The 25,862-nt window shown below is 32.0% G+C and carries 18 protein-coding genes; 13 read left to right on the top strand and 5 right to left on the bottom strand.

The annotated features are described in order from the left end of the window. The first annotated feature begins 83 nt into the window (after positions 1 to 83). From rsgA to NYQ10_RS02420, 11 genes are all read left to right on the top strand, one after another. A complete protein-coding gene (gene rsgA / locus NYQ10_RS02470; protein ID WP_289878757.1) occupies positions 84 to 1,061 on the top strand; it encodes a ribosome small subunit-dependent GTPase A in 978 nt (325 codons plus the stop codon). A 113-nt stretch (positions 1,062 to 1,174) separates the two neighbouring features. Further along, positions 1,175 to 1,627 (top strand): D-aminoacyl-tRNA deacylase, encoded by a 453-nt coding sequence (gene dtd, locus NYQ10_RS02465; protein ID WP_289878756.1) that lies wholly within the window; start codon positions 1,175 to 1,177, stop codon positions 1,625 to 1,627. 64 nt (positions 1,628 to 1,691) lie between these two features. Then, positions 1,692 to 3,599 (top strand): DUF3857 domain-containing protein, encoded by a 1,908-nt coding sequence (locus tag NYQ10_RS02460; RefSeq protein WP_289878755.1) that lies wholly within the window; start codon positions 1,692 to 1,694, stop codon positions 3,597 to 3,599. A gap of 36 nt (positions 3,600 to 3,635) precedes the next feature. Then, positions 3,636 to 5,648 (top strand): DUF3857 domain-containing protein, encoded by a 2,013-nt coding sequence (locus tag NYQ10_RS02455; RefSeq protein ID WP_289878754.1) that lies wholly within the window; start codon positions 3,636 to 3,638, stop codon positions 5,646 to 5,648. Continuing rightward, entirely contained in the window at positions 5,648 to 7,639 is a 1,992-nt protein-coding gene (locus NYQ10_RS02450; protein ID WP_289878753.1) for a DUF3857 domain-containing protein, read from the top strand. The genes NYQ10_RS02455 and NYQ10_RS02450 overlap by 1 nt, the downstream gene beginning before the upstream one ends. A gap of 3 nt (positions 7,640 to 7,642) precedes the next feature. Next, complete coding sequence (locus NYQ10_RS02445; protein ID WP_289878752.1) at positions 7,643 to 9,607, top strand: DUF3857 domain-containing protein; 1,965 nt, start codon at positions 7,643 to 7,645, stop codon at positions 9,605 to 9,607. 3 nt (positions 9,608 to 9,610) lie between these two features. Further along, the gene (locus tag NYQ10_RS02440) at positions 9,611 to 9,937 is read left to right on the top strand and encodes a nucleotide pyrophosphohydrolase (RefSeq protein WP_012022600.1); all 327 of its coding nucleotides are present in this window, start codon (positions 9,611 to 9,613) and stop codon (positions 9,935 to 9,937) included. Between the two features lie 134 nt (positions 9,938 to 10,071). Then, complete coding sequence (locus tag NYQ10_RS02435) at positions 10,072 to 11,301, top strand: 3-phosphoshikimate 1-carboxyvinyltransferase (protein ID WP_289878751.1); 1,230 nt, start codon at positions 10,072 to 10,074, stop codon at positions 11,299 to 11,301. A 409-nt stretch (positions 11,302 to 11,710) separates the two neighbouring features. Next, positions 11,711 to 12,760, top strand: coding sequence for a tRNA preQ1(34) S-adenosylmethionine ribosyltransferase-isomerase QueA (gene queA, locus NYQ10_RS02430; protein WP_289878750.1), 1,050 nt, complete (start codon positions 11,711 to 11,713; stop codon positions 12,758 to 12,760). Positions 12,761 to 13,031: 271 nt separating this feature from the next. Next, positions 13,032 to 14,306 carry a kynureninase gene (gene kynU, locus NYQ10_RS02425; RefSeq protein WP_289878749.1) on the top strand — a complete coding sequence of 425 codons (1,275 nt, stop codon included), beginning with the start codon at positions 13,032 to 13,034 and terminating at the stop codon, positions 14,304 to 14,306. 350 nt (positions 14,307 to 14,656) lie between these two features. Beyond that, a complete protein-coding gene (locus NYQ10_RS02420) occupies positions 14,657 to 15,091 on the top strand; it encodes a YMGG-like glycine zipper-containing protein (protein ID WP_289878748.1) in 435 nt (144 codons plus the stop codon). Between the two features lie 55 nt (positions 15,092 to 15,146). Here NYQ10_RS02420 and NYQ10_RS02415 read toward each other — a convergent pair whose 3' ends face one another. After that, positions 15,147 to 16,943: a hypothetical protein gene (locus tag NYQ10_RS02415; protein WP_289878747.1), complete on the bottom strand. Its 1,797-nt coding sequence runs from the start codon at positions 16,941 to 16,943 to the stop codon at positions 15,147 to 15,149. Between the two features lie 333 nt (positions 16,944 to 17,276). Between NYQ10_RS02415 and NYQ10_RS02410 the strand changes: the two genes are divergently transcribed. Then, on the top strand, positions 17,277 to 17,588 hold the full coding sequence (locus NYQ10_RS02410) for a GIY-YIG nuclease family protein (RefSeq protein WP_289878746.1): 312 nt from the start codon (positions 17,277 to 17,279) through the stop codon (positions 17,586 to 17,588). Positions 17,589 to 17,681: 93 nt separating this feature from the next. On the opposite strand, the gene NYQ10_RS02405 is transcribed toward NYQ10_RS02410, so the two are convergent. Beyond that, complete coding sequence (locus NYQ10_RS02405; RefSeq protein ID WP_289878745.1) at positions 17,682 to 19,238, bottom strand: hypothetical protein; 1,557 nt, start codon at positions 19,236 to 19,238, stop codon at positions 17,682 to 17,684. Between the two features lie 116 nt (positions 19,239 to 19,354). On the opposite strand from NYQ10_RS02405, the gene NYQ10_RS02400 reads away from it, so the two are divergent. Further along, the gene (locus NYQ10_RS02400; RefSeq protein ID WP_289878744.1) at positions 19,355 to 21,745 is read left to right on the top strand and encodes a penicillin acylase family protein; all 2,391 of its coding nucleotides are present in this window, start codon (positions 19,355 to 19,357) and stop codon (positions 21,743 to 21,745) included. Between the two features lie 121 nt (positions 21,746 to 21,866). Here the strand turns inward: NYQ10_RS02400 and NYQ10_RS02395 are convergent, their stop codons facing one another. The 3 genes from NYQ10_RS02395 to NYQ10_RS02385 form a co-directional block, all read right to left on the bottom strand. Further along, positions 21,867 to 23,315 carry a serine hydrolase gene (locus NYQ10_RS02395; protein WP_289878743.1) on the bottom strand — a complete coding sequence of 483 codons (1,449 nt, stop codon included), beginning with the start codon at positions 23,313 to 23,315 and terminating at the stop codon, positions 21,867 to 21,869. A gap of 144 nt (positions 23,316 to 23,459) precedes the next feature. Next, positions 23,460 to 24,992, bottom strand: a complete 1,533-nt coding sequence (locus tag NYQ10_RS02390; protein ID WP_289878742.1) for a class A beta-lactamase-related serine hydrolase — start codon at positions 24,990 to 24,992, stop codon at positions 23,460 to 23,462. Between the two features lie 71 nt (positions 24,993 to 25,063). Beyond that, the gene (locus NYQ10_RS02385; RefSeq protein WP_289878741.1) at positions 25,064 to 25,858 is read right to left on the bottom strand and encodes a helix-turn-helix transcriptional regulator; all 795 of its coding nucleotides are present in this window, start codon (positions 25,856 to 25,858) and stop codon (positions 25,064 to 25,066) included. Positions 25,859 to 25,862: the final 4 nt, after the last annotated feature.

The raw sequence follows: 25,862 nt of genomic DNA, 5'->3' as shown, positions 1-25,862 counted from the left end.
AATATCCACCAAGTTATATTCACTTATATTACTTATATGGTTTAAATTATTCATTTATCTTTGCAGAAATCTAAAGTAAAAGAATGACAGGAACCGTTTATAAATCTACAGGAAGCTGGTATACCGTAAAATCTGAAAAAGGAGATTTTATAGAATGCCGTATGAAAGGGAAATTTAGAATTAAAGGTATAAAAAGTACCAACCCAATTGCTGTAGGCGATATTGTCGATTATGAGTTGGATGAAACTTCAGACGCTGTTACCGGAACGATTCATAATATTCACGAAAGAAAAAATTATATCGTTCGTAAATCGGTAAACTTGTCTAAGCAGATTCATATTATTGCTTCCAATATTGATCAGGTTTTTTTATTGGTAACCATTGATAATCCGCCAACAACTACAAGTTTTATAGATCGTTTTCTAGTTACTGCTGAAGCATACGGAATTGAAGCTATTCTTATTTTTAATAAAATTGATACACTAAACGATCAGACTTTAGATGATCAGCTTTATTTGCAGCATATTTATTCTGAAATTGGTTATAAATGCCTGCGAATTTCATCAACAGAAAATAAAGGAGTTGATAAGCTTAAAGAAATGATGATTGGAAAGGTCAGTATGTTTTCCGGGCATTCGGGAGTTGGTAAATCTACTTTAGTAAATGCAATGGAACCAAGTCTTCATTTGAAAACTACTGTAATTTCAGAACAAAGCAAACAAGGACAGCATACCACTACGTTTGCCGAGATGTATGATTTGTCTTTTGATGCCCGAATTATTGACACGCCTGGAATAAAAGGTTTCGGAATTGTTGATATGGAACCTTCAGAAATCAGCGGATATTTTCCGGAATTCTTTAAATTAAAAGATCAATGCAAGTTTAACAATTGCCTGCATAAAGAAGAACCGCATTGTGCCATAAAAGCAGCTTTAGAAAAAGACGAAATCGCTTGGTCGCGTTACAACAGTTATCTTAAAATCCTAGAAGGAGACGAAGAGCATTACAGAACCGATACTTATGGTGAAGATCGTGCTGCGAGTGATGAAACACGCAAATAATTATTAATTGTGAATGGTTAATTGTAAATTTTAATTATGATTGACTGAAATAGCTTAGTAATTATAACTTCTAAATAAAAAATCAATAATTTATAACTAACAATTAATCATTAATGAAGATTGTACTTCAAAGAGTTTCCGAAGCATCTGTAAAAGTTGATTCTAAAATTGTTGCTGATATTCAAAAAGGATTATTAGTTCTAGTCGGGATAGAAGATGCCGATACTCAGGAAGATATTGATTGGCTTGCTGGAAAAATCATAAAAATGAGAATTTTTGGCGACGGAAATGACGTTATGAACTGCTCAGTTCAAGATATTGACGGCGAAATCATTGTCGTTAGCCAATTTACACTTCATGCTTCTACAAAAAAAGGAAATCGTCCTTCTTATATAAAAGCTTCAAAACCAGATTTTGCAATTCCGATGTATGAAAAGTTTGTACAAGCTTTAGAAAAGGAATTTCAAAAGAAAATTCAAACCGGAATTTTTGGTGCAGATATGAAAGTTAGCCTAATAAACGATGGACCTGTTACCATTTTAATTGACAGCCAAAATAGAGAGTAAAAATTTACTAAACATTTGTTAAGATTTTCTAAAAATAATATATATTTGGAGAAAAAACTTACTAATGAAAAAACTTTTTTGCGCATTATTTTTTATTCTTTTTACAGTTAATTCTTTTTCTCAAAAGATTGATTATTCGGTATTTGCAATTTCCGATAGTTTAAAAGATAATGCCAATGCAGTTACTCGTTTGGATCAGACAGATATTACAATTACTTCTCAAAGAAGTATGAATATAAAAACTCAAAGAGTTGTATCTGTTTTAAATGCCAAAGGGCAAAATGATATTGACGCATTTCAATATTACGACAAGTCAACTTCAATCAAAACCATAGAAGCTATTGTTTATGATGCTTTTGGTAAAGAAATCAAAAAAATTAAAAGAAAAGATTTTAGAGACCAAAGTGCTGTAAGCGGGAGCACACTTTTTTCGGATAATCGTGTTATTTATCTAGATTATACTCCTATTTCATATCCATTTACGGTTGTTTATAATTGCGAAATCGAGACTTCAAACACCGCTTTTATTCCTCAAGAATATTTTTTGCGTGGTCATTATTTAAGTGTGGAAAAATGTGTCTTGAATGTTACTTTTCCTAAAGAACTTGGATTCAAAAAGAAAGAATTTCGTTTCTCAGATTTCAATATCAAAAAAACAGCTGAAACCGATACGCAATTAAGTTATTTAGCCACAAATATTCCAGCTCAGAAACCAGAAGATTTGAGTCCAAATTATGCAGATCTCTTTCCTAAAGTAATGATGGGATTGGAGAATTTTCATTTGGAAGGAGTAGATGGTAAAGCAACTACCTGGGAAGCCTTTGGAAAATGGTACGGCGATAAAATTTTGACAGGAACAACAAATCTGCCAGAAGAAACCAAAGCAAAAATAAAAGCGCTTGTTGGAGATGAAAAAGATCCAATTAAAAAAGCAAAAATTATTTACGATTATGTGCAGAAAAAATCCAGATACGTAAATATTGCTGTTGGCATTGGCGGCTGGAAACCTATGCTTGCCAACGATGTAGATCGTTTGGGTTATGGAGATTGCAAAGCATTGTCAAATTATACAAAAGCACTTTTGCAGGTTGTTGATGTTCCTTCTTATAATACTATTTTATATGGAGATTCATATAAGAAAGATATTCAGTCCGATTTTGTTTCGATGCAAGGAGATCATATGATTCTTGCTGTTCCAAATGGTGATAATTACGTTTGGCTAGAATGTACCAGTCAAGATAATCCGTTTGGCTATCAAGGAACTTTTACAGACGACCGAGATGTTTTAGTCGTGAAACCAGAAGGCGGAGAAATTGTTAGAACTAAAATCTATGATGATAAAGGAAATAAACAGTTGGCAAAAGGCAATTATTCGATTGATAAAGAGGGAAACTTTTCTGGAACTTTAGCCATAGTTTCTGAGGGAAGTCAATATGCTCAAAAATCAAGAGTTGAAACTTTTCAACCTAACGAAAAAGAAGAGCATTATAAAGAATATTGGGATAATATCAACAATTTGAAATTGGGTAAAATAACTTTTACAAATGACAAAGAAAATATCCGTTTTACAGAAGATGTTCGTTTAACTGCTTCTAATTATGGAGCAATCTCGGGCAATAAAATGATTTTTGTCGTTGATGCATTCAATCAATCAAGTGCCAATATTAAGCGAATAAGAAACCGAAAAAATCCATTTCAAATTCAGCGTGGTTATTTAGATAATGATGAAATCGAAATCAATCTTCCAGAAGGTTTTAGCATCGAATTTCTTCCTTCAAATTATGAACTAAAAGGAAAGTTTGGCGAGTATAAAACCGAAATTATTAAAAAAGAAAATAACAAACTGACTTACAAAAGGTCTATGTTTTTAAATAAAGGCAAATACTCCAATAAAGATTACGATGAATATCGCTTATTTATGGAACAAATTTCTAGAAATGATAATGCCAAAATAATATTAACTAAGAATTAAACCGAATCCTAACCCAAAACAAACCAAAAATTACCAATGAAAATTATTAAATTACTTAGCTTGTCTTGGATTCTGTTGGTCGCGCCCAAAGCGATTTCACAGGAATTCAAATTAGGAAAAGTTTCTATTGCAGAATTAGAACAGAAAGTCCATCCTAAAGACTCTTCGGCTTCAGCTGCAATCTTGTACAAAAAAGGAGCTTCCAGAATGGAATTTGACCAGAATGAAGGTTTCTGTATTGTTACCGATGTAGAAGCTCGTATTAAGATTTATAAAAAAGAAGGTTACGAGTGGGCAAATCAAAGTGTTTGGTATTACAATCATACTAATTTAAAAGAAAAAGTGTTTTTTTCTGATGCCGTTACGTATAATCTTGTAAATGGAAAAATAGAAAAAACAAAGCTGAAAAGCGATGGATCTTTTGATGAAGTTCTTTCTAAATTTAGAGGTCTGAAGAAAATTACAATGCCAAATGTAAAAGAAGGTTCTGTTATAGAATATCATTATACTATTAGATGTCCTAGCGATAATATTATTCGCGATTGGGATTTTCAAACTTCTATCCCAGTTAATTATTCTGAATTTAAGATCGCTTATCCAGAATATTACGTTTTCAAAGCAAGGCAAAAAGGGTATATCTTTCCTAAAATGACAACTACTAAAAATTCTAAAAGTTTAACAATTAACAGTAAAGAAAGAGCAACTGGGCTTGTTTCGAGAACAGAATTTTATAATGATAAAATAGATTATGTAGAAACTCAGGTTACTTATGTTGCGCAAGATTTCCCTGCTTTAAAAGACGAAGATTTTGTAAACAATATCGATAATTATACTTCAAGTATTGAACATGAATTATCATTAGTTCAGTTTCCTAATCGACCAGTTAAGGAACTTTCTACCGATTGGAATTCTGTGGTAAAAACAATTTACGAATATGATGACTTTGGTCCAGAATTGAATAAAACAGGTTATTTTGAAGAAGATTTGAAAAAGTTTCTAGGTGGAATTACCAACCAGAACGAAAAAATCTGGGCGATTCTAAATTTTGTAAAAGGAAATGTAAAATGGAATGGCTACACGGGCTTCAGCTGCGATAATGGCGTAAGAAAAGCATATAAAGATAAAACAGGAAATATAGCCGATATTAATTTAATGCTTACTGCCATGCTTCGTTCTGCAGGTTTAACAGCGAATCCAGTTTTGGTAAGTACACGTTCTAACGGAATTGCCTTGTTTCCGAACAGAAATGCCTTTAATTATGTTGTTTCTGCTGTTGAAACTCCAGAAGGTTATATTTTATTAGATGCAAGTTATAAATATTCTGTGCCAAATGTTCTTCCATTCAGAACTTTAAATTGGTTTGGAAGATTGATTAGAAAAAATGGTTCTTCTGAAGAAATAGATTTAATGCCGCATAAAACATCAAATGATATTGTTTTTATGAATTATGATATTGATGCTGATGGAAAAGTAAGCGGAAAAGCCAGAAGACAATGCACAGATTATAGAGCTATGTTGAGCAGAGAAAATTTCGAAAAATCGAAAGAAGATGAATACTTGGAAAAACTTGAAAATAGCAACAGAAAAATTGAAGTAAGCGAATATTCTAGAACCAACGAAAAAGAGTTATTATCTCCAACAATTGAATCTTATTCATTTAAAGGAGGAGATTTGTCTGAAATGATCGGCGGAAAAATATACGTAAATCCGATGTTGTTTTTTGCTCAAGAAAAAAATCCGTTTAAGCAAGAAGTACGCGAATATCCAGTAGATTTTGGTTATCCGTTTCAAGATAAATTTAATATTACAATTAAAATTCCAGACGGATTTGCAGTAGAAACATTGCCACAGCCTGTTGCTTATAGCATGGAAAATAATCTAGGAAGTTTCAAATTTAATATTTTAGCTAATGAGAATGTTTTGCAGTTAATGGTTGTAAATCAGATTAATGAGGCAATTATTAGTACAGAACAATACGAAATGTTAAAAGAATATTACAAAGGTGTAATAGCTAAACAAACAGAAAAAATAGTTTTAAAACGCATATAATGATGCTAAGATCCCTGCTTCTTTGTATTGCGTTATGCTGTAGTGCAATAAATATCCAAGCTCAGAAATATGAGCTTGGAAAAGTTACTGTTGCTGAATTAGAAGAAAAATTACATCCTGTAGATTCTTCGGCGCCTGCCGCAATTTTATTTAAAAAAGGAAAAACTGTTTTTACCTATAATGAAAAAGTTGGCTTTTCTGCTGTTCATACTTATGAATTTAAAATTAAAATTTATAAAAAAGAAGGACTGAAATGGGCAGATCAAAAAGTACGTTACTACGTTGGCTATCAGAATCTGAAAGAAGATATGTTAGAGTTTTCTAATGCTGTGACATACAATTTGGAAAATGGTAAAGTGGAGAAAACCAAACTAGAAAGCCAAGGATTATTCAAGAAAAAAATTAATGAATATTGGAATGAAAAAACGATAACGCTTCCAAATGTCAAAGTTGGATCTATTATAGAATACAAATATGTTTTAAAATCTGAAAATATTGTAGAGTTTCCTGATTTTGATTTTCAATTTGATATTCCTGTAGATTATTTTGAATACAAACCAGAATTTCCTGAGTTTTATATTTACAAAACCATTCTGACGGGAAAAAATAAAATAGAAAACGATGCGAAACTTGGAAGTGGAAATCAAAGTTTTGACAATGAATATGGACAAACGCGAACATTAAGCTACCAACAGATAAACGCTTTTTATTCTGGAAAAAATATTCCTGCTTTAATTGAAGAGCCTTATATTGATAATTTGGAGAATTATAGAGGTTCTATTAAACACGAGTTAGAACGTATCCGAATGCCAGAACAACCCGTTAAAGATTTTACAATTACTTGGGAAGGCGTTGCAACAACAATTTTTAAAGATGAAAATTTCGGGAAAGAACTTAGCAAAAGAGATTTTCTTCTGGAAGATATAAAAAAGCTGCTTGGAAATGTAGAGTCATTGGAAGAAAGAACAAATATCATTTTTAAGTTCGTTCAAGACAAAATGAATTGGAACGAAATAAATAGTTGTTTCGCAAAAAAAGGAGTTGAAAAAGCATACAAAGAACAAACAGGAAATGTTGCCGAAATTAATTTCATATTAATAAACATGCTCAAATTGGCTGGGGTCGATGCCAATCCGGTTTTAGTAAGTACAATTGAGAATGGAATTCCAGTTTATCCTACCAGAACAGGTTTTAATTATTTAATTGCGTGTGCAGAAATCGACGGGAAACAAATTTTGCTCGATGCTTCCAGAAAATATACATCACCAAATATTCTTCCTCTAAATGTTTTAAATTGGAAAGGAAGATTAATTAAAAGCGATGGTACATCAAAAGAAATTGATTTAGTTCCTGCTAAATCCTCGAAAGAAGTTTCTAATATAGTAGCTGTACTAAATGCAAATGGAAAAATAGATGGAAAAGCCAGAATTCTGCGTACCGATTATGATGCTTACAGATTTAGAGTTCAGAATGCGACTAAAAATCAGGAAAATTACATCGAAAAACTAGAGCAACAATTAGGCGATTTGAAGATTTCGGATTATTCTGTAAGCAATAAAAACACGAATCTTTCTGATCCAATTTTAGAAACTTTTGCTTTTGAAACTAATAATTTTGTTGAAAGCATTGGAGGAAAACTATTTATAAATCCGATGTTGTTTTATGCAAAAGCGAAAAATCCTTTTGTTCAAGAAAAAAGGCAAATGAGAATTTATTTTGGTTATCCAAACCTAGAGAAAATTCTAATCAATTTAGAAATTCCCGAAGGTTATGATGTTGAATCGCTTCCAAAACCAGCAAAATATGTGTTTCTGGATAATTCTATTATTGTAATGATGAATATTTTAAAAGATGGAAACAAAATTCAGTTTAGTTTTTCTAAAGACATAAACAGTAGTATTTTTGCGGCAGATGACTATGATTCATTAAAAATGCTTTTTCAAAAAATGATTGTTAGTCTAGATCAAAAAATTATTCTCAAAAAAATATAACCAATGAATTTTCGTTCTCTTGCTGTTTTCTTTTTTTTAGTTTTTTCTTTTAACGGAATAAATGCTCAAAAGTTTCAATTAGGAAAAGTAACAATTCAGGAATTGACGGAAAAAGAAAATCCTAAAGACACTTCTGCGCCAGCCGCGATTTTATTTAAAAAAGGACGAACTTTTTTTACTTACAATGAACAAAGCGGTTTTCTTGCCAATCATGTTTATGAGTTTCGAGTAAAAATTTATAAAAAGGAAGGTTTAAGCTGGGCAACTCAAAAAGTTTCTTATTATGTTGGTTACGAAAATTTAAGAGACGATAAAGTAACTTTTTCTGATGCTGCGACCTATAATCTTGAAAATGGAGCAGTTGTAAAAACGAAATTAAACAGTGAAGGCAGCTTTAAAGAAAAAGTAAATAAGAATTGGAATGTTGCTTCAATCGCTTTGCCAAATGTAAAAGTCGGTTCTGTGATTGAATTTAAATATACTTTGAAGTCAGAAGATTTGGTTCGTCTTCCTGATTTTGATTTTCAATACGAGATTCCAGTAAATTATTTCGAATATAAATCTGAGATTCCAGAGTTTTTTATTTATAAAACACTTCTTGTTGGAACTTATAAACCAGAAATGACCGCCGATGTTCAGCCTATTAAACAAGTTTACGGAAGCGATTATAAACAAATTAATAGTTTATATTCTGGAGTTGATGTTCCTGCACTTCAAGATGAAAACTACGTCAATAACATAAACAATTTCAAAGGTTCAATTCAAAATGAATTAGAGCTAAAAAGATTTCCAGATAAACCAGTCGTAAACTTTACCAAAACTTGGGAAGGTGTAGCCGAGTCAACTTATAAAAATGCTGATTTTGCAAAAGAATTAGGAAATAGAAGTTTTTATGAAGAAGATTTGAAGAGAATTCTGCTAAACATAAATTCGCCGAGACAACGCTTGGATACCATTTTTAAGTTCGTTCAGAACAGAATGAACTGGAATAAAAAGAAAGGCTATTATGTTGATAAAGGTGTAAAAAAAGCATTTGAAGAAAAAACAGGAAATACAGCAGAAATCAATCTTTTGCTGATTTCTATGCTAAAAGCAGCAAAGATACAAGTTGATCCTGTTTTGGTAAGTACGGTAGAAAATGGAGTTCCAGTTTTTCCTAACAGAACGGTTTTCAATTATCTAATAGCAGCAGCAACGATAGATGGAGAGCAAATTTTACTAGATGCAACGAGTAAATTTACAGTTCCAAATATTCTTCCGCTAAATGTTCTAAATTGGAAAGGAAGATTGATAAAAGAAAATGGGAACAGTGAAGAAGTAGAATTAATTCCGACCAAATTCTCCGTAATTAATAATACTGTCAGTGCATTTATAGATCCGCAGCAAGCAAAGTTAGAAGGAAGTTTGTCTTTGCAGAAAACAGATTATAATGCTTTGATTTTTAGAGAAAAATATGGTACTAAAACAAACGAGAGCAACATAGAAAAATTTGAACAGCAGTTTATTGGCGTCGAAATAGAAGATTATAGGGCTGATATTCAAGACTTGTCAAAGCCGGTTATGGAAAAAGCTTCTTTCAGTATCGATAAAGCGTATGATGTAATTGGAGGGAAATTATTTGTGAATCCGTTATTATTTTTTGCCTATAAAAGCAATCCATTTAAATTAGAAAAAAGACAAATGCCAATTTATTTTGGTTTTCCAGAGCAACGAAGATTTAATATGTTTTTGCAAATACCAGAAGGCTATAAAGTAGAATCATTGCCTTCTCCGATAAGAATTGTAATGGAAGACAAAGCGGCCTCTTATACAATGAATATAATGTCTGATGAAAATCAAATACAAATTAAAGTGACACAAGAAATAAGTAAAGCTATCTTTGCAGCTGAAGATTATAGTATGATAAAAGATTTTTTTCAGAAAATAATCGAAATTCAAAATGACAAAATAATTCTTAAAAAGACCTAGAAGATGGATTTGAAAAATGCACAGTTAGATGTAGATACTTGGATAAAAGAACACGGCGTTCGTTATTTTAACGAATTGACAAATATGGCTCAATTAACAGAAGAAGTTGGAGAAGTAGCCAGAATAATTGCACGCCGTTACGGAGAACAATCTGAAAAAGAAAGTGATAAAAATAAAGATTTAGGCGAAGAATTAGCAGATGTTGTTTTTGTAGTTTTATGTTTAGCCAATCAAACAGGAATCGATTTGCAGGCGGCTTTTGACAAAAAAATGGACTTAAAATCGGTTAGAGATAAAGATCGTCACAAAAACAATGATAAATTGAAATAATTGTGAAATATCGCTCATAAGTTTTGAATTATGGGTTTTCAATTTTGAATTATGAATGGGGAGTGGTAAATTGCGGGGCTGAATTATGTTTCTAATCATTCATAATTCATAATTCACAACTTACAATTAAAAAAATGAATTTAAAATTAAGCACGAATTCAATTTTCACTATTGATGATTCGCAACTAAATATCACGGGTTCAAAAAGCGAAACGAACCGTTTATTGTTACTAAAAGCATTATTTCCAAATATTACTTTAGCTAATACTTCAAACTCAGATGACAGCGAAGTAATGCAAAAAGCTTTGGCAGGAAATGACGAAATTGTAGACATACACCACGCTGGAACTGCAATGCGTTTTCTTACTGCATATTTTTCTGTTAACGAAGGAAGAGAAGTAGTTTTAACGGGTTCAAGCAGAATGCAAGAACGTCCAATCAAAATTTTGGTTGAAGCTTTGGCACAATTAGGCGTTGAAATTTCATATGAAAAAGAAGCTGGTTATCCGCCAATCCGAATTAAAGGAAAAAAAGTTACGGCTTCAAAAGTTACTTTGGCAGCAAATGTAAGCAGCCAATATATTTCGGCACTTTTATTAGTGGCTTCAAAATTAGATAATGGTTTAGAATTGACTTTAGAAGGAGAAATTACTTCGATTCCATATATCAAAATGACTTTGGCTTTATTAGCTGATTTAGATATTAAAACTAGTTTTGAAGGAAATGTAATTAAAGTTTATCCTAAAGAAGCAGTTGAAACAAAAGAAATGGTTGTAGAATCTGACTGGAGTTCAGCTTCTTATTTCTTTAGTTTAGTGGCATTGTCCGATGCTGCAAAAATTACTTTAAGCAGTTATAAAGAAAACAGCCTTCAAGGAGATTCAGAATTAGTTTCTCTTTACGCGAAAATGGGTGTAAAAACGACTTTCCAAAACAACAAAATGACTTTGGAAAAAATAGCTGGATTTAATTATCAAGATGTAAATTTTGAGTTGAATAATACTCCAGACATTGCGCAAACTATTGTTGTGACTTGTTTAGGTTTAGGAATTGGATGTCATTTAACTGGTCTTCATACTTTAAAAATTAAAGAAACAGACCGACTTGAAGCTTTAAAAACCGAATTGACAAAATTAGGCGCGAATATTTCAGTAACAAATGACAGTTTAACTTTAGTAAAGTCTGACGATATTAAACACGATATTCATATTGCAACTTACAACGATCACAGAATGGCAATGGCTTTTGCGCCTTTAGCAATTAAAGTTCCGATTATTATTGATGATGCAGAAGTAGTTTCTAAATCATACCCAGATTTCTGGAATGATTTAAGAGCGTTGAATTTCCAAATCTCAGAATTGTAAAAATTTTTGAACCATATAAGTTATATAAGTTCATTTAAATAAAGCTCGATAAATATAGCCTCTGGTTTTAACCAGAGGTTTTTTTATTTGTGAATTTGATTGTACTCATAAAGTTTGTCATTTCGACGAAGGAGAAATCTCCACAAGAAGCTCTACAAAGATTAGCTTATTGGAATGGAGTTACTTACTAAGATTTCTCCTTCGTCGAAATGACAATAATATGTTGAAAATCTTTTTTATAGAAAAAAAACACTTTTAACGCATCTCGAAACCTCACAAAATCAAGGACTTTTAAAAATAAACGTCAAAACACTTGACAACGCCTATCTCACAATCGTATATTTGCATCCGATTTAAAATTTTAGGTAAACAAATCTAAAATCTACACTCTAAAATCAACAATTCAAATATGAAATTATCACACTTCAATTTCAATTTACCGAAAGAACTTTTGGCTGAATTTCCAGCAGAAAATAGAGATGAATCTCGTTTAATGGTAATTGACCGTCAAAAAAACACTATCGAACATAAAATGTTTAAAGACGTTATCAACTATTTTGATGACGGAGACGTTTTAATTTTAAATAATACAAAAGTTTTCCCTGCACGTTTGTACGGAAACAAAGAAAAAACAGGAGCTAGAATTGAAGTTTTCTTATTAAGAGAATTGAATTCAGAACAACGCCTTTGGGATGTTTTAGTTGATCCAGCTAGAAAAATCCGTATCGGAAACAAACTTTATTTTGGTGATGATGATTCGTTAGTTGCTGAGGTAATTGACAATACAACTTCTCGTGGAAGAACTTTACGTTTCTTATACGATGGTTCTTATGAAGAATTCAGAAACAAATTGACTGAGCTTGGAGAAACTCCAATTCCGAAATACATCAACAGAGATGTAACTCCAGAAGATGCTGAAAGATACCAAACTATCTATGCAAAAGAAGAAGGAGCTGTAGCGGCGCCAACTGCTGGTTTACACTTCTCGAAACACCTTTTGAAAAAATTAGAAATCAAAGGAGTGAACTTTGCTGAGGTAACTTTACACGTGGGTTTAGGAACTTTTAATCCAGTTGAGGTTGAAGATTTATCTAAACACAAAATGGATTCTGAGGAATTGATCATCACTCAACAAGCTTGTGATATTGTAAACGAAGGAAAAGCAAAGAAAAAACGTATTTGTGCTGTAGGAACAACTTCTATGCGTGCAATTGAAAGTTCTGTTTCTTCTGCAAATACTTTGAATCCATACGAAGGATGGACAAATAAATTTATTTTCCCTCCTCACGATTTCAGTATTGCAAACTGTATGATTACTAATTTCCACACTCCAAAATCAACATTATTAATGATGATTTCTGCTTTCTGTGGTCATGATTTAATGAAAAAAGCATACGAAGAAGCAATCAAAGAAGGATATAAATTCTATTCTTACGGAGACGCGATGTTAATTCTTTAATTAAAATTAATTTTCAAGATAAGAACCCGACAGTTTTTAGAAGCTGTCGGGTTTTCTGTTTTAAAAGGTTTCAAGTTTCAGGTTTGACGTTCGTTGAGAAATTTAACGCAAAGTTCGCAAAGCTTTGCGTTCTTTTGCGTCTGATAAACACAAGCTGAGAAAAATCCTTGCGAACTTTGCGTTAAATCACGCACAGTATATCAACTTGAAACTTTAAACCTTAAACAAAACAAACAATTTTTGTTATTTTAGCAGACAAAACAAAAACACAATGACTTTTCAAAATACACGCGAATTTGCACGAGAGCTAGATTCGAAAGACACATTAAACCATTATCAGCAAGAATTTATTTTTCCAAAAGTTGACGGTAAAAAAGTAATTTACTTTACAGGAAATTCATTAGGATTACAGCCAAAGCGTACCAAAGCTTATATTGATGAAGTAATGAATGATTGGGCAGAACTTGCCGTTGAAGGTCATTTTTATGCCGAAAAACCTTGGTGGGATTATCAAGAAAGATTTGCAGAACCTTTGAGTAAAATTGTAGGTGCCCTTCCGTCAGAAGTTACGGTTATGAATACTTTGACTGTAAATCTTCATTTGTTGATGGTTTCTTTTTATCAGCCAAAAGAAAAACGTTATAAAATTATCTGCGAAGAAAAAGCGTTTCCATCAGATCAATATATGTTTCAAAGTCAGGTTAATTTTCACGGTTATAAACCAGAAGATGCAATCGTAGAAATCAAACGTCGTGAAGGCGAACATAATATTCGTTTGGAAGATGTTTTAGCTAAAATTGAAGAAGTTGGAGATGAATTGGCTTTGGTTTTAATTGGTGGAGTAAATTATTATACCGGACAAGTTTTTGACATAAAAACCATTACTGCAGCTGGACAAAAAGCCGGAGCAAAAGTAGGCTGGGATTTAGCACACGCCGCAGGAAATATCAAACTTGAACTTCACGATTGGAATGTAGATTTTGCTGCTTGGTGCAGTTATAAATATATGAATTCAGGGCCAGGAAATGCTTCTGGTTGTTTTGTCCACGAAAAACATCACAATTCAGATTTGCCAAGATTTGCTGGTTGGTGGGGACACAACAAAGAACGCCGTTTTAAAATGGAACCAAACTTTGATCCTGTTCACGGAGCAGATGGTTGGCAGATTAGTAATCTTCCGGTTTTGTCTTTAGCGCCATATTTGGCTTCTGTTGAAATGTTTGCTGAGGTTGGAATGGATGCTTTGATTGCAAAAAGAGATCACATAACTTCGTATTTAGAATTTATTCTACACGAAATTGATAAAGAAGTTGCAGGTAATTTCGAAATTATTACACCATCAAATCCAGAAGAAAGAGCTTCGCAATTATCTGTTTTTCTTCATGGAGAAGGAAGAAGTTTGTTTGATTATTTAATGAAAAATGGAGTAATTACAGACTGGCGTGAACCAAATGTAATTCGTCTGGCTCCAGTTCCTTTGTATTGTTCTTATGAAGATATGTACGATTTCGGACAAATTCTGAAAAAAGGAATTTTAGGGAAATAAAAAAAATAATCTCGCAAAGACGCGAAGTCACAAAGATTTATTTAATTACTATTTTTAATCACACTATTTGTCATTTCGAGGAACGAGAAATCTCCGCAAGTAACTCCGCAACGAAAATCCAATCTTTGTAGAGCTTCTCGTGGAGATTTCTCGTTCCTCGAAATGACATAAAATGAGAAAAAATTTTGCGGCTCTGCGTCTTTGCGAGATTAAAACATCAAGCCAAAAATTAAAAACTCTGCAAGAAAACCACATAATCTTCTAATCTTATAACCTTTCTAAAAAATTCTGTAACAACCCTTATAACAGATATTCCGTATTTTGTAGTGTATAATTTAAAAACTACAATCATGAAAGGCTTATATATTTTATTAGCAGCAATAATTTTTACTTCTTGCCAACATCAGAGCAAAGAAGATATAAATAAAGCCAAACAAGCCAGTATTGATTCAATGAAAGTTGAGATTAACAAACAACGCGTTATCGATTCAATGAAGACTGAAATGGCTAAGATAAAGGAAGAACAAAAAGTTGAATCTGAAAAAGTAGTTGTTGTACATCAACCAGCAAACGGAAATGCATCAACAACTACAACTACTACAAAAAAGAAAGGTTGGAGTGCAACTGCTAAAGGTGCTGTAATTGGTGCAGGGGTTGGAGCTGCGACTGGAGCAATTGTTAGTAAGAAGAAAGGTGAAGGCGCTATTATTGGTGGTTTAGCAGGAGCTGCTTTAGGAACAGGAACTGGAGCTGTTATTGACAGTAAAAACAAGAAGAAAGAATAGTTATTTTATAAATAAAAACAAACCCCAAATTAGATTCTAATTTGGGGTTTTCATTTTAAACCAACTCTGAAACGGGAATTTTAATACCAACTAATTCTGATTTACAAGAATCGAGTTGATTTAAGTCACCTTTAAAAGGCATTGTCGATTCAAATAAATTTTTATAATACTCAATTCCATCTAACAGATTAGATTTAAAAGTATTCCATTTCTTAAGTTGAGCATTTGTTAGCTCTCCAGAAATAGATTGAATTTCATTTCGAAAATAATCGATATACATTTTTAATTCCTTCACAAATAAATTCGGGCGATCTGTTCTTAAAACTGATTTTCCCTGATAAATGTGCTGAACCATTTGTTTCAAAGAAACTTCTTGATCAAAATAAGCCAAATTCGGACCTGGACAAATTACGACGCCTTGCGCTTGACCTTTTATTTTAATATCATTTTCGAGATAAGATGCATTCGCCAAACCAACACACAAACAGGATTTTTCGGTAATCTTGATTTTGCTTTTTTCAAATTCATCAGCAGATAAAATATCTTTTCTGCTTTCTAATTCTTCAAGTTTAATATCTTGATATTTTTTAGAAGCTGTACAAATTCCATGTGGATCGTATTCTTTGCTTAAAGCCAAGAATTTTTTCGGACAAGAACTTCCCGCTTTATTTTCGTGAATACGTTTTTGTTTTAAAAACTCGTTTGTAGTTCCTTTCAAAGTATTAAACGGAACTCCCAAAGGCGAAATATTACTTAAATAAAAATCATCTTCTTTAGCATTCATCAATAAATTTCGTGTTTCCTGATCGACAGAAGTGGCTTCTGGAACTAATAAAAATGGTGAACCCCAACCTACAGAATCGACTTTATATTCGTCTAATAAAAATTCATGTTCTTCTGCGGTTCCAACACCGCCTTGAACAGTGATTTTTAATTCTAAAGGTTTTTCTGGAAAATGATGATTTTTTAGCTGTAACGCTTTAATCATTATTTCGTGAGCCGATTGTACCAATTGTTCTTTTTTTTGCTTGAATTCTTCTAAAATGGTGCCCAATAAGAGTCCGTCGGTAGCAAAGGCATGTCCTCCGCAGTTTAATCCAGATTCAATTCGATATTCTGAAACCCAAAGCCCTTTTTTAGCTAGAAAATTTCCCTGAATCATAGCCGATCTAAAATCGCTGACTTTTAGAATAATTTTCTTTTTAAGTTCGTTATTTTCATTCGGAAAAAAATCTTTGAAGTTTTCAAAGTAACCAAACAATCTCGGATTCATTCCTGCAGAAAGTACAACAGAAGATTCTAGATTGCTGTTGGCGAAACCTCGTAAAGCGGCATGTGCGTCATTAAATTCAATTGGAAGCTGTTCGTTTTTTACAAAATTATCTTTATCTAATTTCGTCATAATATTCACGTCAATTTCTCCAGGAAAAAGATGTGATTCGATATAATTCTGAATGTTTTCTTTAAAAGAAATTCCATCGTCTAATAAATTCTGAAATCCTTTTTTGATGTCAGAAGTATTGGGCAACATTGATATGAAATTTTCTAGAGCCGTTTTGCTTTCTGCGAGTTCTATTTTGAAACTTTCGAATTTTTCTTTTACGATTTTATCAACTAGATTTAAATAAGAAGTAATTCTTTCTGCACGATAATCGTGAAATTTCTGAGTAATTTCTTCGTAAGGAATATTAAACTTATTGCTATAAAAGTTACGCATTTTCTCAATTAAATCATCATCAGCAAGAGCAACAACAGACGAAATCCCATATTGTGCCACTCGTATCGGGCTGTCTATCGTATAGGCAAGTCCCATTACCGGAATATGAAAAGTGTGTAAGGGTGTTTTGGTCATTTGTTTTTAGATTAAAATAGAGACAAATGAAAAACAATAATTTTTTTTAAAAGCTGATAATTGTCAGGTTTGTGGGTAAAGTTTTATCGTCACTAATTATCCTCAATTTTGTCATTCCGAGGAACGAGGAATCCTCGTAAGAAACTCTATAAAGTTTATCCACATGAATATCCGCCAAGGTCTTTCCTCAATATTGTCATTCCGAGGAACGAGGAATCTTCACAAGAAACTCCGTATGCAAAATTATAAGTGCTTATGTTAAACCATTAATAAATAAGAAAAATCTCTCTATTTTTGTTTCTGAAATTGATATAAAATAATTATTTAGACTAGATGGAATTACAAGGTTATCACACATATTATATTTACATTATAACAAATAAATTTAAAACAGTATTCTATACTGGAGTAACTAATAACCTTAGAGTTCGTTTAAGCCAGCATAAAGAAAATATTACAGGAGACAACAAAACTTTTGCGTCGAAATATATTGCTAAATTTCTTTTGTATTATGAAAAATTCACTTGGATTCAAGAAGCAATTAGTCGTGAAAAAGAAATTAAAGGTTGGACCAGAGATAAGAAAATAGAATTGATTAAAAAGATTAATCCAGACTTAGATTTTTTGAATTATATTTTTAGTTGACTTACTTTGTCGAGATACTTTGTAGAGTTTCTAACGAAGATTCCTCGTTCCTCGGAATGACAAGATTGAGAGAATATTTTATTTTAAATTCTTCTATATCAAAATCTTCTTCAAAGATTCCGCAATACTTCGCCATAAAAAGTTGTAGAACGATTTTTCTTGAATTCTTTCTATTTCAACTTCGGCGGTTTTTGCTTTGTCTTTAGAATCGTCTTTTACAAATAAATTTACAACCGCGCTTTTCAGTTTGGCTTCTTTTTCAGGATTTTTCTTTTTATATAATTTCACTTTCAAATCATCGTAATCCAGAGAAGCATTTCCTTTTGAAATATTATCATTTCCGTAGAAATTAAAACGGTATTTATTGAAAGTTCCTGTAAACGAAGCATTCATATAAGGTTTGCTGAATTGCCCCATCGCTCGAACATCAAAGTTTGAAATCACGCCTTGAATATGAAAACCGTCATTTTTGTCTAAAACATTAAAACTCCAATCGACATCAAGCGGAGAATTTTTCATGAAAATGGTTTTTATTTTGATTTTTACATCAGCAGCTTTTTTCAAACCAAAACCACTTCGCAGATTTGTTGCCTGCAAATTAAATTTATCAAAATTTAAAATTCCTGGACCTTTAGAAAAATCAATTTCTTCTTCGTAAACCAATTTAGATTTTAAAACCTGAAGCGTATCAATTTGAAGTGGAAATTTTATATTTCGCAACAAATGATTGTAAAGATATTTTTTGCTTAAATCGTCTTTTGGCATTTTTCCGCGATAAATATTCGCATCAAAATGATTGATTACTAATGAATTTGCTTTGAAGAAAAAACGATCATTTTTAAATCCCCAATCCATTTTTGAAACTTGTGCCGAATCGAATTTTAAGGTATAAATGTCTTTTTCTTTTTCTAAACGTTTTGTAAATTCTCGTCGGTTAAACTGTGGAATATTAGAAAAATTATTGATTTTTAGAAAGTTCTTTTCGGTGCTTATTTTTCCGATATTAATGTGATAAAAAATACTCGGTCTGTAAAATAAGCTATCAATTACCAAAGCATAACTTTTATACTGAATCGGAATTTTTTCTTTTAGAGTGGCATCAGTTATTAAAATTCCTTCTAATTTTAAAAGTATTTTTTTAACGCTGAAAATCGGTTTTTGAGTATCTAGTGAAATAACATCAACAGTTCCGTCATTGATGTAAATGTTTGAAACGGCAACAATTTTACGAAAAGGATCGACAATTTCTTTTTGAATACTTTTGCTATTATTGATTAATTTTTCTCCTTTTTTGTATAAAATGATTCTTGGTTTATTGATGATAATACTTTCTGCCTGAATAATATCGCGAAAAGCCAAATCCCAGATATTGAAATGTTTTATGGTAATGGATTCAATTTTAGAAAAAAGTCCATTTTTGCTGTCTTTTGGTTCGTTTTTCGGATTTACCAATAAAGTCTGAGCGTAGATATTTCGAGAAAAAAGCGAAACCTCAATCTTTTCATAATTAATATTATAAGCTGTTTTGTTTTTCTCGTGAATGATAATCGGAAGTTGTTTTTTGATCCAATAATTCAGTCCGACATTCGCCAGAAGTAGAATTACAAGTAAAGAAATTACTCCAATCGCTATTTTTTTATAGATTGACATTTATAGTATTAATTTTAAATACATAAATTTAGACTTTTAAAGAGCGTTTTCTTTTATAAGATTTTAGAGAAAAGTTATATCATTTTGAATTTTTACCCTTTTTACGTTTTTAGAATATGAGAATACTTAAAAAAATCCTGCTGACTTTATTGGTTATTATTGTATTGATTTCAATTGGTTTGTTTGCTTATATTTTTCATTTGAAACCAAAATATGAAGGTGAAGTGCAACTCAAAAATCTAGAAAAAGAAACCACCGTTTATTTTGATGATTTTGGAATTCCTCACATTTATGCAGATTCTGAAAAAGACGCTATGACGGCTTTAGGTTATGTACATGCGCAAGAAAGATTATGGCAAATGGAGTTATTGCGTCGAATTGCGCCGGGACGATTATCAGAAATCTTCGGGGGTGTCGCTCTTAAAAATGATAAGTTTTTTGCTGGAATTGGTATCGAAGAAGCTTCGGCGAAAGCCATTGCCAAATTAGATAAAAACAGTGAAAGTTATAAACTGACGCAAGCATATTTAGATGGAATTAACCAATATTTGGAAGAAGGAGTTACGCCAATTGAGTTTACTTTGGTTGGAGTAAAAAAGCAAAAATTTACCATAAAAGACGTTTACAATATTTTCGGATATATGTCTTTTAGTTTTGCAATGGCTCAAAAAACAGATCCGTTATTGACAGATATTAAAAACAAATTTGGCGCTGCGTACTTGAAAGATTTAGGTATTGAAGGCGAATTTAATAACACGAAAATCAAAGTCTCAAAAGAGAAAACAGAAGAATATACCGAGATTTCAAAAACAATAACGGCAATGTTAGATCAATCTCCAATTCCTCCTTTTGTTGGAAGTAATAGTTGGGTTGTTGGACCTCATAAATCGAAAACAGGGAAAGTTATTTTTGCGAATGATCCGCATATTGGGTTTTCTCAGCCTGCAACTTGGTACGAAGCGCATATCGTAACGCCAAAACAGGAATTATATGGATGTTATTTGGCTGGAACTCCATTTCCGCTTTTGGCACATAATAGAGATTATGCTTATGGTTTAACGATGTTTGAAAATGATGATATTGATTTTTACCAAGAAAAAAATAAAACGGGTGATGTAACTCAATATCAAACTCCAACAGGTTTTAGTAAATACGAAATCAGAAAGAAAACCATTAAAGTAAAAGATTCTTCAGATGTTGTGATGACTTTTAAAATAACGCGTCACGGGCCTATTATGAATGATTTGATGGAACGTCTAGAAAAGAAAAATCCGATTGCAATGTCATGGACTTATACTCGAGAACCGATTCAGATTTTAGATGCAGCTTACGGACTTTCGCATGCTAAAAATATTACGGATTTTAAAAAATCGGTTAGTTTAATTGCGGCTCCAGGTTTAAACGTAATGTACGGAGATGCCAAAGGAAATGTTGGTTGGTGGGCAAGCGGAAAATTATATCGACACAATGAAGGCGTTAATACACATTTAATTTTAGACGGTGCAAGCGGTAAAGATGATATTACGAGGTTTTTAGATTTTGAACAAAATCCGTCGGCAGAAAATCCGAAATGGGGTTATGTTTATTCTGCAAATAATCAGCCAGAAGCAATTGATAATGGTTATTTATATCCAGGATATTATTTGCCAGAAGATCGCGCGAAAAGAATTTCAGGAATTTTAGATGCAAAATCAGATTGGGATAAAGAAGCAATCAGCAAAATGATTTATGATAATACTTCTGATGTTGCAGTTGGCGTAGTAAAAGATTTAATTTCTAGTTTAGATTCAAAACCGCTTTCAAACAAAGAAAAAGAAGTAATTACAGTTTTAAAATCTTGGAAAGGAACAACAAATCTAGAGGACGTTGCGCCAACAATTTACAACAAATGGATTTATCTGTATCTGAAAAATACGTTTGAAGACGAAATGGGCAAGGAAAATTTCGACTTGTTTACAGGAATTTCACTTGGAAAACAAGTTATTGCCAATCAAATTAAAAATGAAAATTCGGTTTGGTGGGATAATATAAAAACCAAAAATATAAAAGAAACGAGAACAGAAATTGTTTCGAAATCTTTTCATGACGCCGTTGTTTCATTACAAAATCAATTGGGAGAAAATATTTCAGAATGGAATTGGGGAAAAGTGCATACCGTAGAACACGAACATCCGTTAGGAAAAGTGGCAGCACTTCGTGGATTATTTAATGTCGGGCCTTTCAATTCGCCAGGATCAAATGAAGTAATCAATAATTTATTTTTCGGATTTAACGACGAAGGAAAATATTACACAAAAGGTGGACCTTCAACAAGAAGAATTGTAGATTTTGCAGATGTAGAAAACAGTTGGAGTATTTTACCAACAGGACAATCTGGAAATCCTTTCAGCAAACATTACGACGATCAAGCAGAAATGTACAACGCCGGAAAGTTCAGAAAAATGAAATTGAATAAAGATGAAATTATAAAAACTTCAACTAAACTGGTTTTCAAACTGAGAAATTAGTTTCAGGTTTTATGTTTAAATTTTCAAGTTCATCCTAAACTTAATAGCAAAGGTTCAAAGGTTTCAATAAAAACCTCTGAACCTTTTGTCTCTTTGAGTCTTTGTCCCTTTCAAAAAAAAACTACTTCGAAATCTCAGCTAAAACTTTTTTGCCGTTTTCATTAGTTGGATCCAATTCTACTGATTTTTTATAATTTGCGATAGCCAATTTTTTATCGCCGTCAGCTAAATAAGCTTCGCCTAAACTATCGTATGCATTTCCAGATTTTGGAAAAGCTTCTGTATTTATTTTGAAAACTTCTATAGCTTCTTTCTTTTTTCCATCTTGTAATAACTGATATCCAACACGATTCATATCGTTTTCTTTGATGGCATAAGAAGGATCATTTTTCAGTTTTTTATACGTTTCAGTTCCCGTTGAAGCGCCTTTTTCATTATAAATATCTAATAAATCTAAAGCCAATGATTTCTTCGGCTGGTTAAAAGGCTGATTGTATAAAATTGCGCGAATTGCGTCGTTCATTTCGCCTAAAACAGTTCCGCCAGTATTATTCAATAAAACAATTAGATTTTTATCTGAAGGATATCTTGAAATGATGGTGTTGAAGCCATTAATTCCGCCTCCGTGCCCGATAGTTTTTAGTTTGCCTTTGTCGCCATTTTCAACTTCATCAACAAACCAACCGTAACCGTAAGACGCTTTTCCCACGCTTATATAAGGTTTAAAAAGAGATTCCATAGATTTTGCCGAAAGAAGTTTATTCGTATACAATGCCTGATCCCATAAGTACAAATCTTCTACAGTAGAATACAAAGATCCTGCAGCATACGGAATACTCATGTCAAGATACGCCGCATTTACAATTTGTTTTCCGTGTTTTTCGTAACCAGCGGCTCTGTTTTTTAAAATTACATCGCTGTGATCGTAACCAGAATTAACCATTTTTAAAGGCGTAAAAATAATTTCTTGCAAATATTGTTCGTATGTTTTGGCAGAAACTTTTTCTATAATATAACCAAGTAAAAAATAACCAGAATTGCTGTAATTGAATTTTTCGCCAGGCGTAAATTCAAGCGGAAGATTTGAAAACGTTTTTACAAATTCTTCGGGTGTATAAGGATTTCTAGATTTGTCTTTAAAGAAATTTGGCGCATTAGTATAATTTGGAATTCCAGAAGTATGCGTTAATAAATGATGCGTGGTAATTTTATCGCCATTTTCTTTTGGATAATCTGGCAAATAAGTCGTGATCGGGACATCTAGTTTTAACTTTCCTTCTTCGGCAAGTTTAACTATCAAAAGCGCTGTAAACTGTTTGCTGATTGAACCCAATCTAAATTTAGTGTCAGGCTGATTCGGAATATTCCATTCCATATTTGCTGAACCAAAGCCTTTTTTGAAAATGACTTTCCCGTTTTCAGCAACTAAAGCCGAACCGTTAAATTGTCCGTATTCGTTGTATTTGTTTAAAAGCTGCTCGATTTGTTTTGCTTTATCTTGAGCAAAAGCGCTTAATGTGCTGAATTGAAAAGCAGCAAAAAGCAGAATAAGTTGGATTGATTTTTTCATGATGATGGTTTTGGATTAATGAAATAATTCGTTTTTGATTGATGATTGAAACATTGTAACAAAAAGATATTCAGTAATTTAAATCGAAAATACGATTTTTTCAAATGATATAAATTGATGTCCACAAATTGTTAGACGACCGATTTACGATTTGGTTTCAATATCAATTAACTTTTTTCCATTTTCTCCTAAAAAGTGTTCTATAAGCTTTGCGTAAACTTTATAACCATCGTCTACATTTGTAAAAATAATTAAGCCTTGCTTAGTTTTTGGAAGTAAAAAAAATAGCGTTTGCACACCTTTATCTGCTCCGCCGTGAGATAAAGCATAATTATCATTTCCTAAATCGTAGATTTCAAAACCTAAGCCAAAATATTTGTTTTTCTTGGTTTCAACTTGATGAGAAATCATGTCATTATAAACGTTCTGACTTAAACCTTCGCTGTTCATTACACTGCAAAGAAACTTTCCGTAATCTCCAACAGTAGTTAGCAAATCATCGGCGGCGCTTGCGGTTTTATTTTTTGTAGGTTCGTACGCATTTCCGTCTTTGTCATAATTAACTGCATATCGCGAAAGATCAATTTTGTCATTCCAAACCAATTGAGAATCATTCATTTTCAAAGGTTCGAAAATTAATTCAGATGCCAATTGATCTAAAGTTTTATGGAATTTCTTTTCTAAAGCTTTTCTCAAATATTCAAAACCTTCACCAGAATATTGATATTGCGTTCCAGGTTTAAACTTGAAATCCAGTTTTTTAGAATCATTAAAAGACCTCCAATTCGGAAAACCAGTTTGGTGACTTAAAACAATTCTCGTAGTCAATAATTTAAGATTTGGGTCTTTTGCAATATCTAGATCTGTCCAATATTTATAAAGAGGTTCGTCTAAATTCCATTTTCCTTGAGAAACCAATTTTAAAGTGACAATTGCCGTAACAGGTTTGGTCAAAGATGCAACATTCCAAATCGTGTTAAAAGGTGCAGAAACTTCTCTTTTTAAATGACCAAAAGTTTTAATTTGTTTTAGTTTTCCTTCCGAAATTATGCCAAGACCTAAAGCAGGAACATTATTTTCTTTTAACCATTTTTCGGTTTCCAGATCATTGTCAAAAAGAGCGATTTTTTCTTCTATTGAGTTGGTTGGTTCATGATCGTAACTCAAAATTCGTTTTAATTTCCAAACATTATTTTCTAAAACCCAAAGGTGTGAAAATCTTGCTTTTCCAACTAGTTTTTCATTTTCCTTTAAAAATGGTTCGCCTTTGTTTGTTTTATTTTCATAGAAATAATGAATTCCAGTTTGTAAAGCAGCGTACAGAACCCCGTTTTTATATAACGGATAAATTTTAGTGCTTTCGTCAATAAGTTCTCTTCTGGATTGATACGTTGATGGAGAAGCACATAAACCGCTTTTCATTGTTTTTACAAAGTCTGCTTTGTTAGAAAGTCCGTTTTTATCGTGGTAAAATTCTAACTGATCGCTGCAAAGGCTTTCGGATACAGAAATGTCGCAAGTATTAAAGCCGACATTAAAAAGAAGACTGTCTCGCGACATAATAATTTTGTACAATTCTGAGCTTTTTTCTTCTTGAGAAATTGCATTTTGAATCTGAAAGAATAGTATTCCAACTAAAAATATTTTTAATTGAAAAATGTAATGGATGATTTTCATTTTGATGATTGATTAATAATTTTGCAAAAATAATCTAATCAAAACTCATAAAATTGTACAAAAGCGAAATCTTATCTTTTTTTCGAAAGAAAATATAAATCTGGATCGAATGTTTTTGGAGTTGTTTTAGTCACATCTTTAAACTTTTTTATAAAATGAGACTGATCAAAATACTTATTATAAAGTGCGATATCCGTTAACTTTAGTTTTTCTAAATCAGCATTAACCATTTGATCTACGGATTTTCTGAATTTTAAAATCTGAATGTACTTTTTAATCGTTAATCCAGTTGCGGTTTTAAATTTAATCTGCAATAATCGCTGCGAAAAATTAAGCTCTGAACTAATTTCTGAAACCGAAATTTCTTCTTCTCGAATTTTAATGATTTCGCAAATCTTTTCAATTATATTTTTTTCAGAATGTAAAGACGCTAATGCCTCAAAATGAACATTTATAGTATTTAATAAAATTTCAGTTTGACTATCGATTTCGACCTGAAAAGGAAGTTCTTCAGGATTAATTTTGATAATAGAATCTGTAAAATTACCCAAATCATATTTTGGAAAAAATGAAAGCGTCCAAGCATGAAACTGAATTATGGTAACTTTAGTTTTAGGTTGAATATTTACCAAAACTTTATTAGTCATTTGCGAACAAAAGTAAATTCCTTCGTTCATCACATATTTGTTTTTGCTGGTATGAACTTCGATTGCATTTCCAGAAACAATAGCAAGATTAAAACAGCCGTTTGGCAAAACAAGTTTGTTTTCAATCAGGCTTTCGCCGAAGCTGTTATCCAGACACCAAATTTTATTGACAAACCTTTCTGTCTTTTGAGTTACGTAATGTTCTGAATAAAGGTTCATTTCT

Origin of the sequence: Flavobacterium johnsoniae (genome assembly GCF_030388325.1) — a bacterium.
Classification (GTDB): domain Bacteria; phylum Bacteroidota; class Bacteroidia; order Flavobacteriales; family Flavobacteriaceae; genus Flavobacterium; species Flavobacterium johnsoniae_C.
Note: the sequence above shows the minus strand (reverse complement) of the source record. Positions and strands in the feature narration are given on the sequence as shown.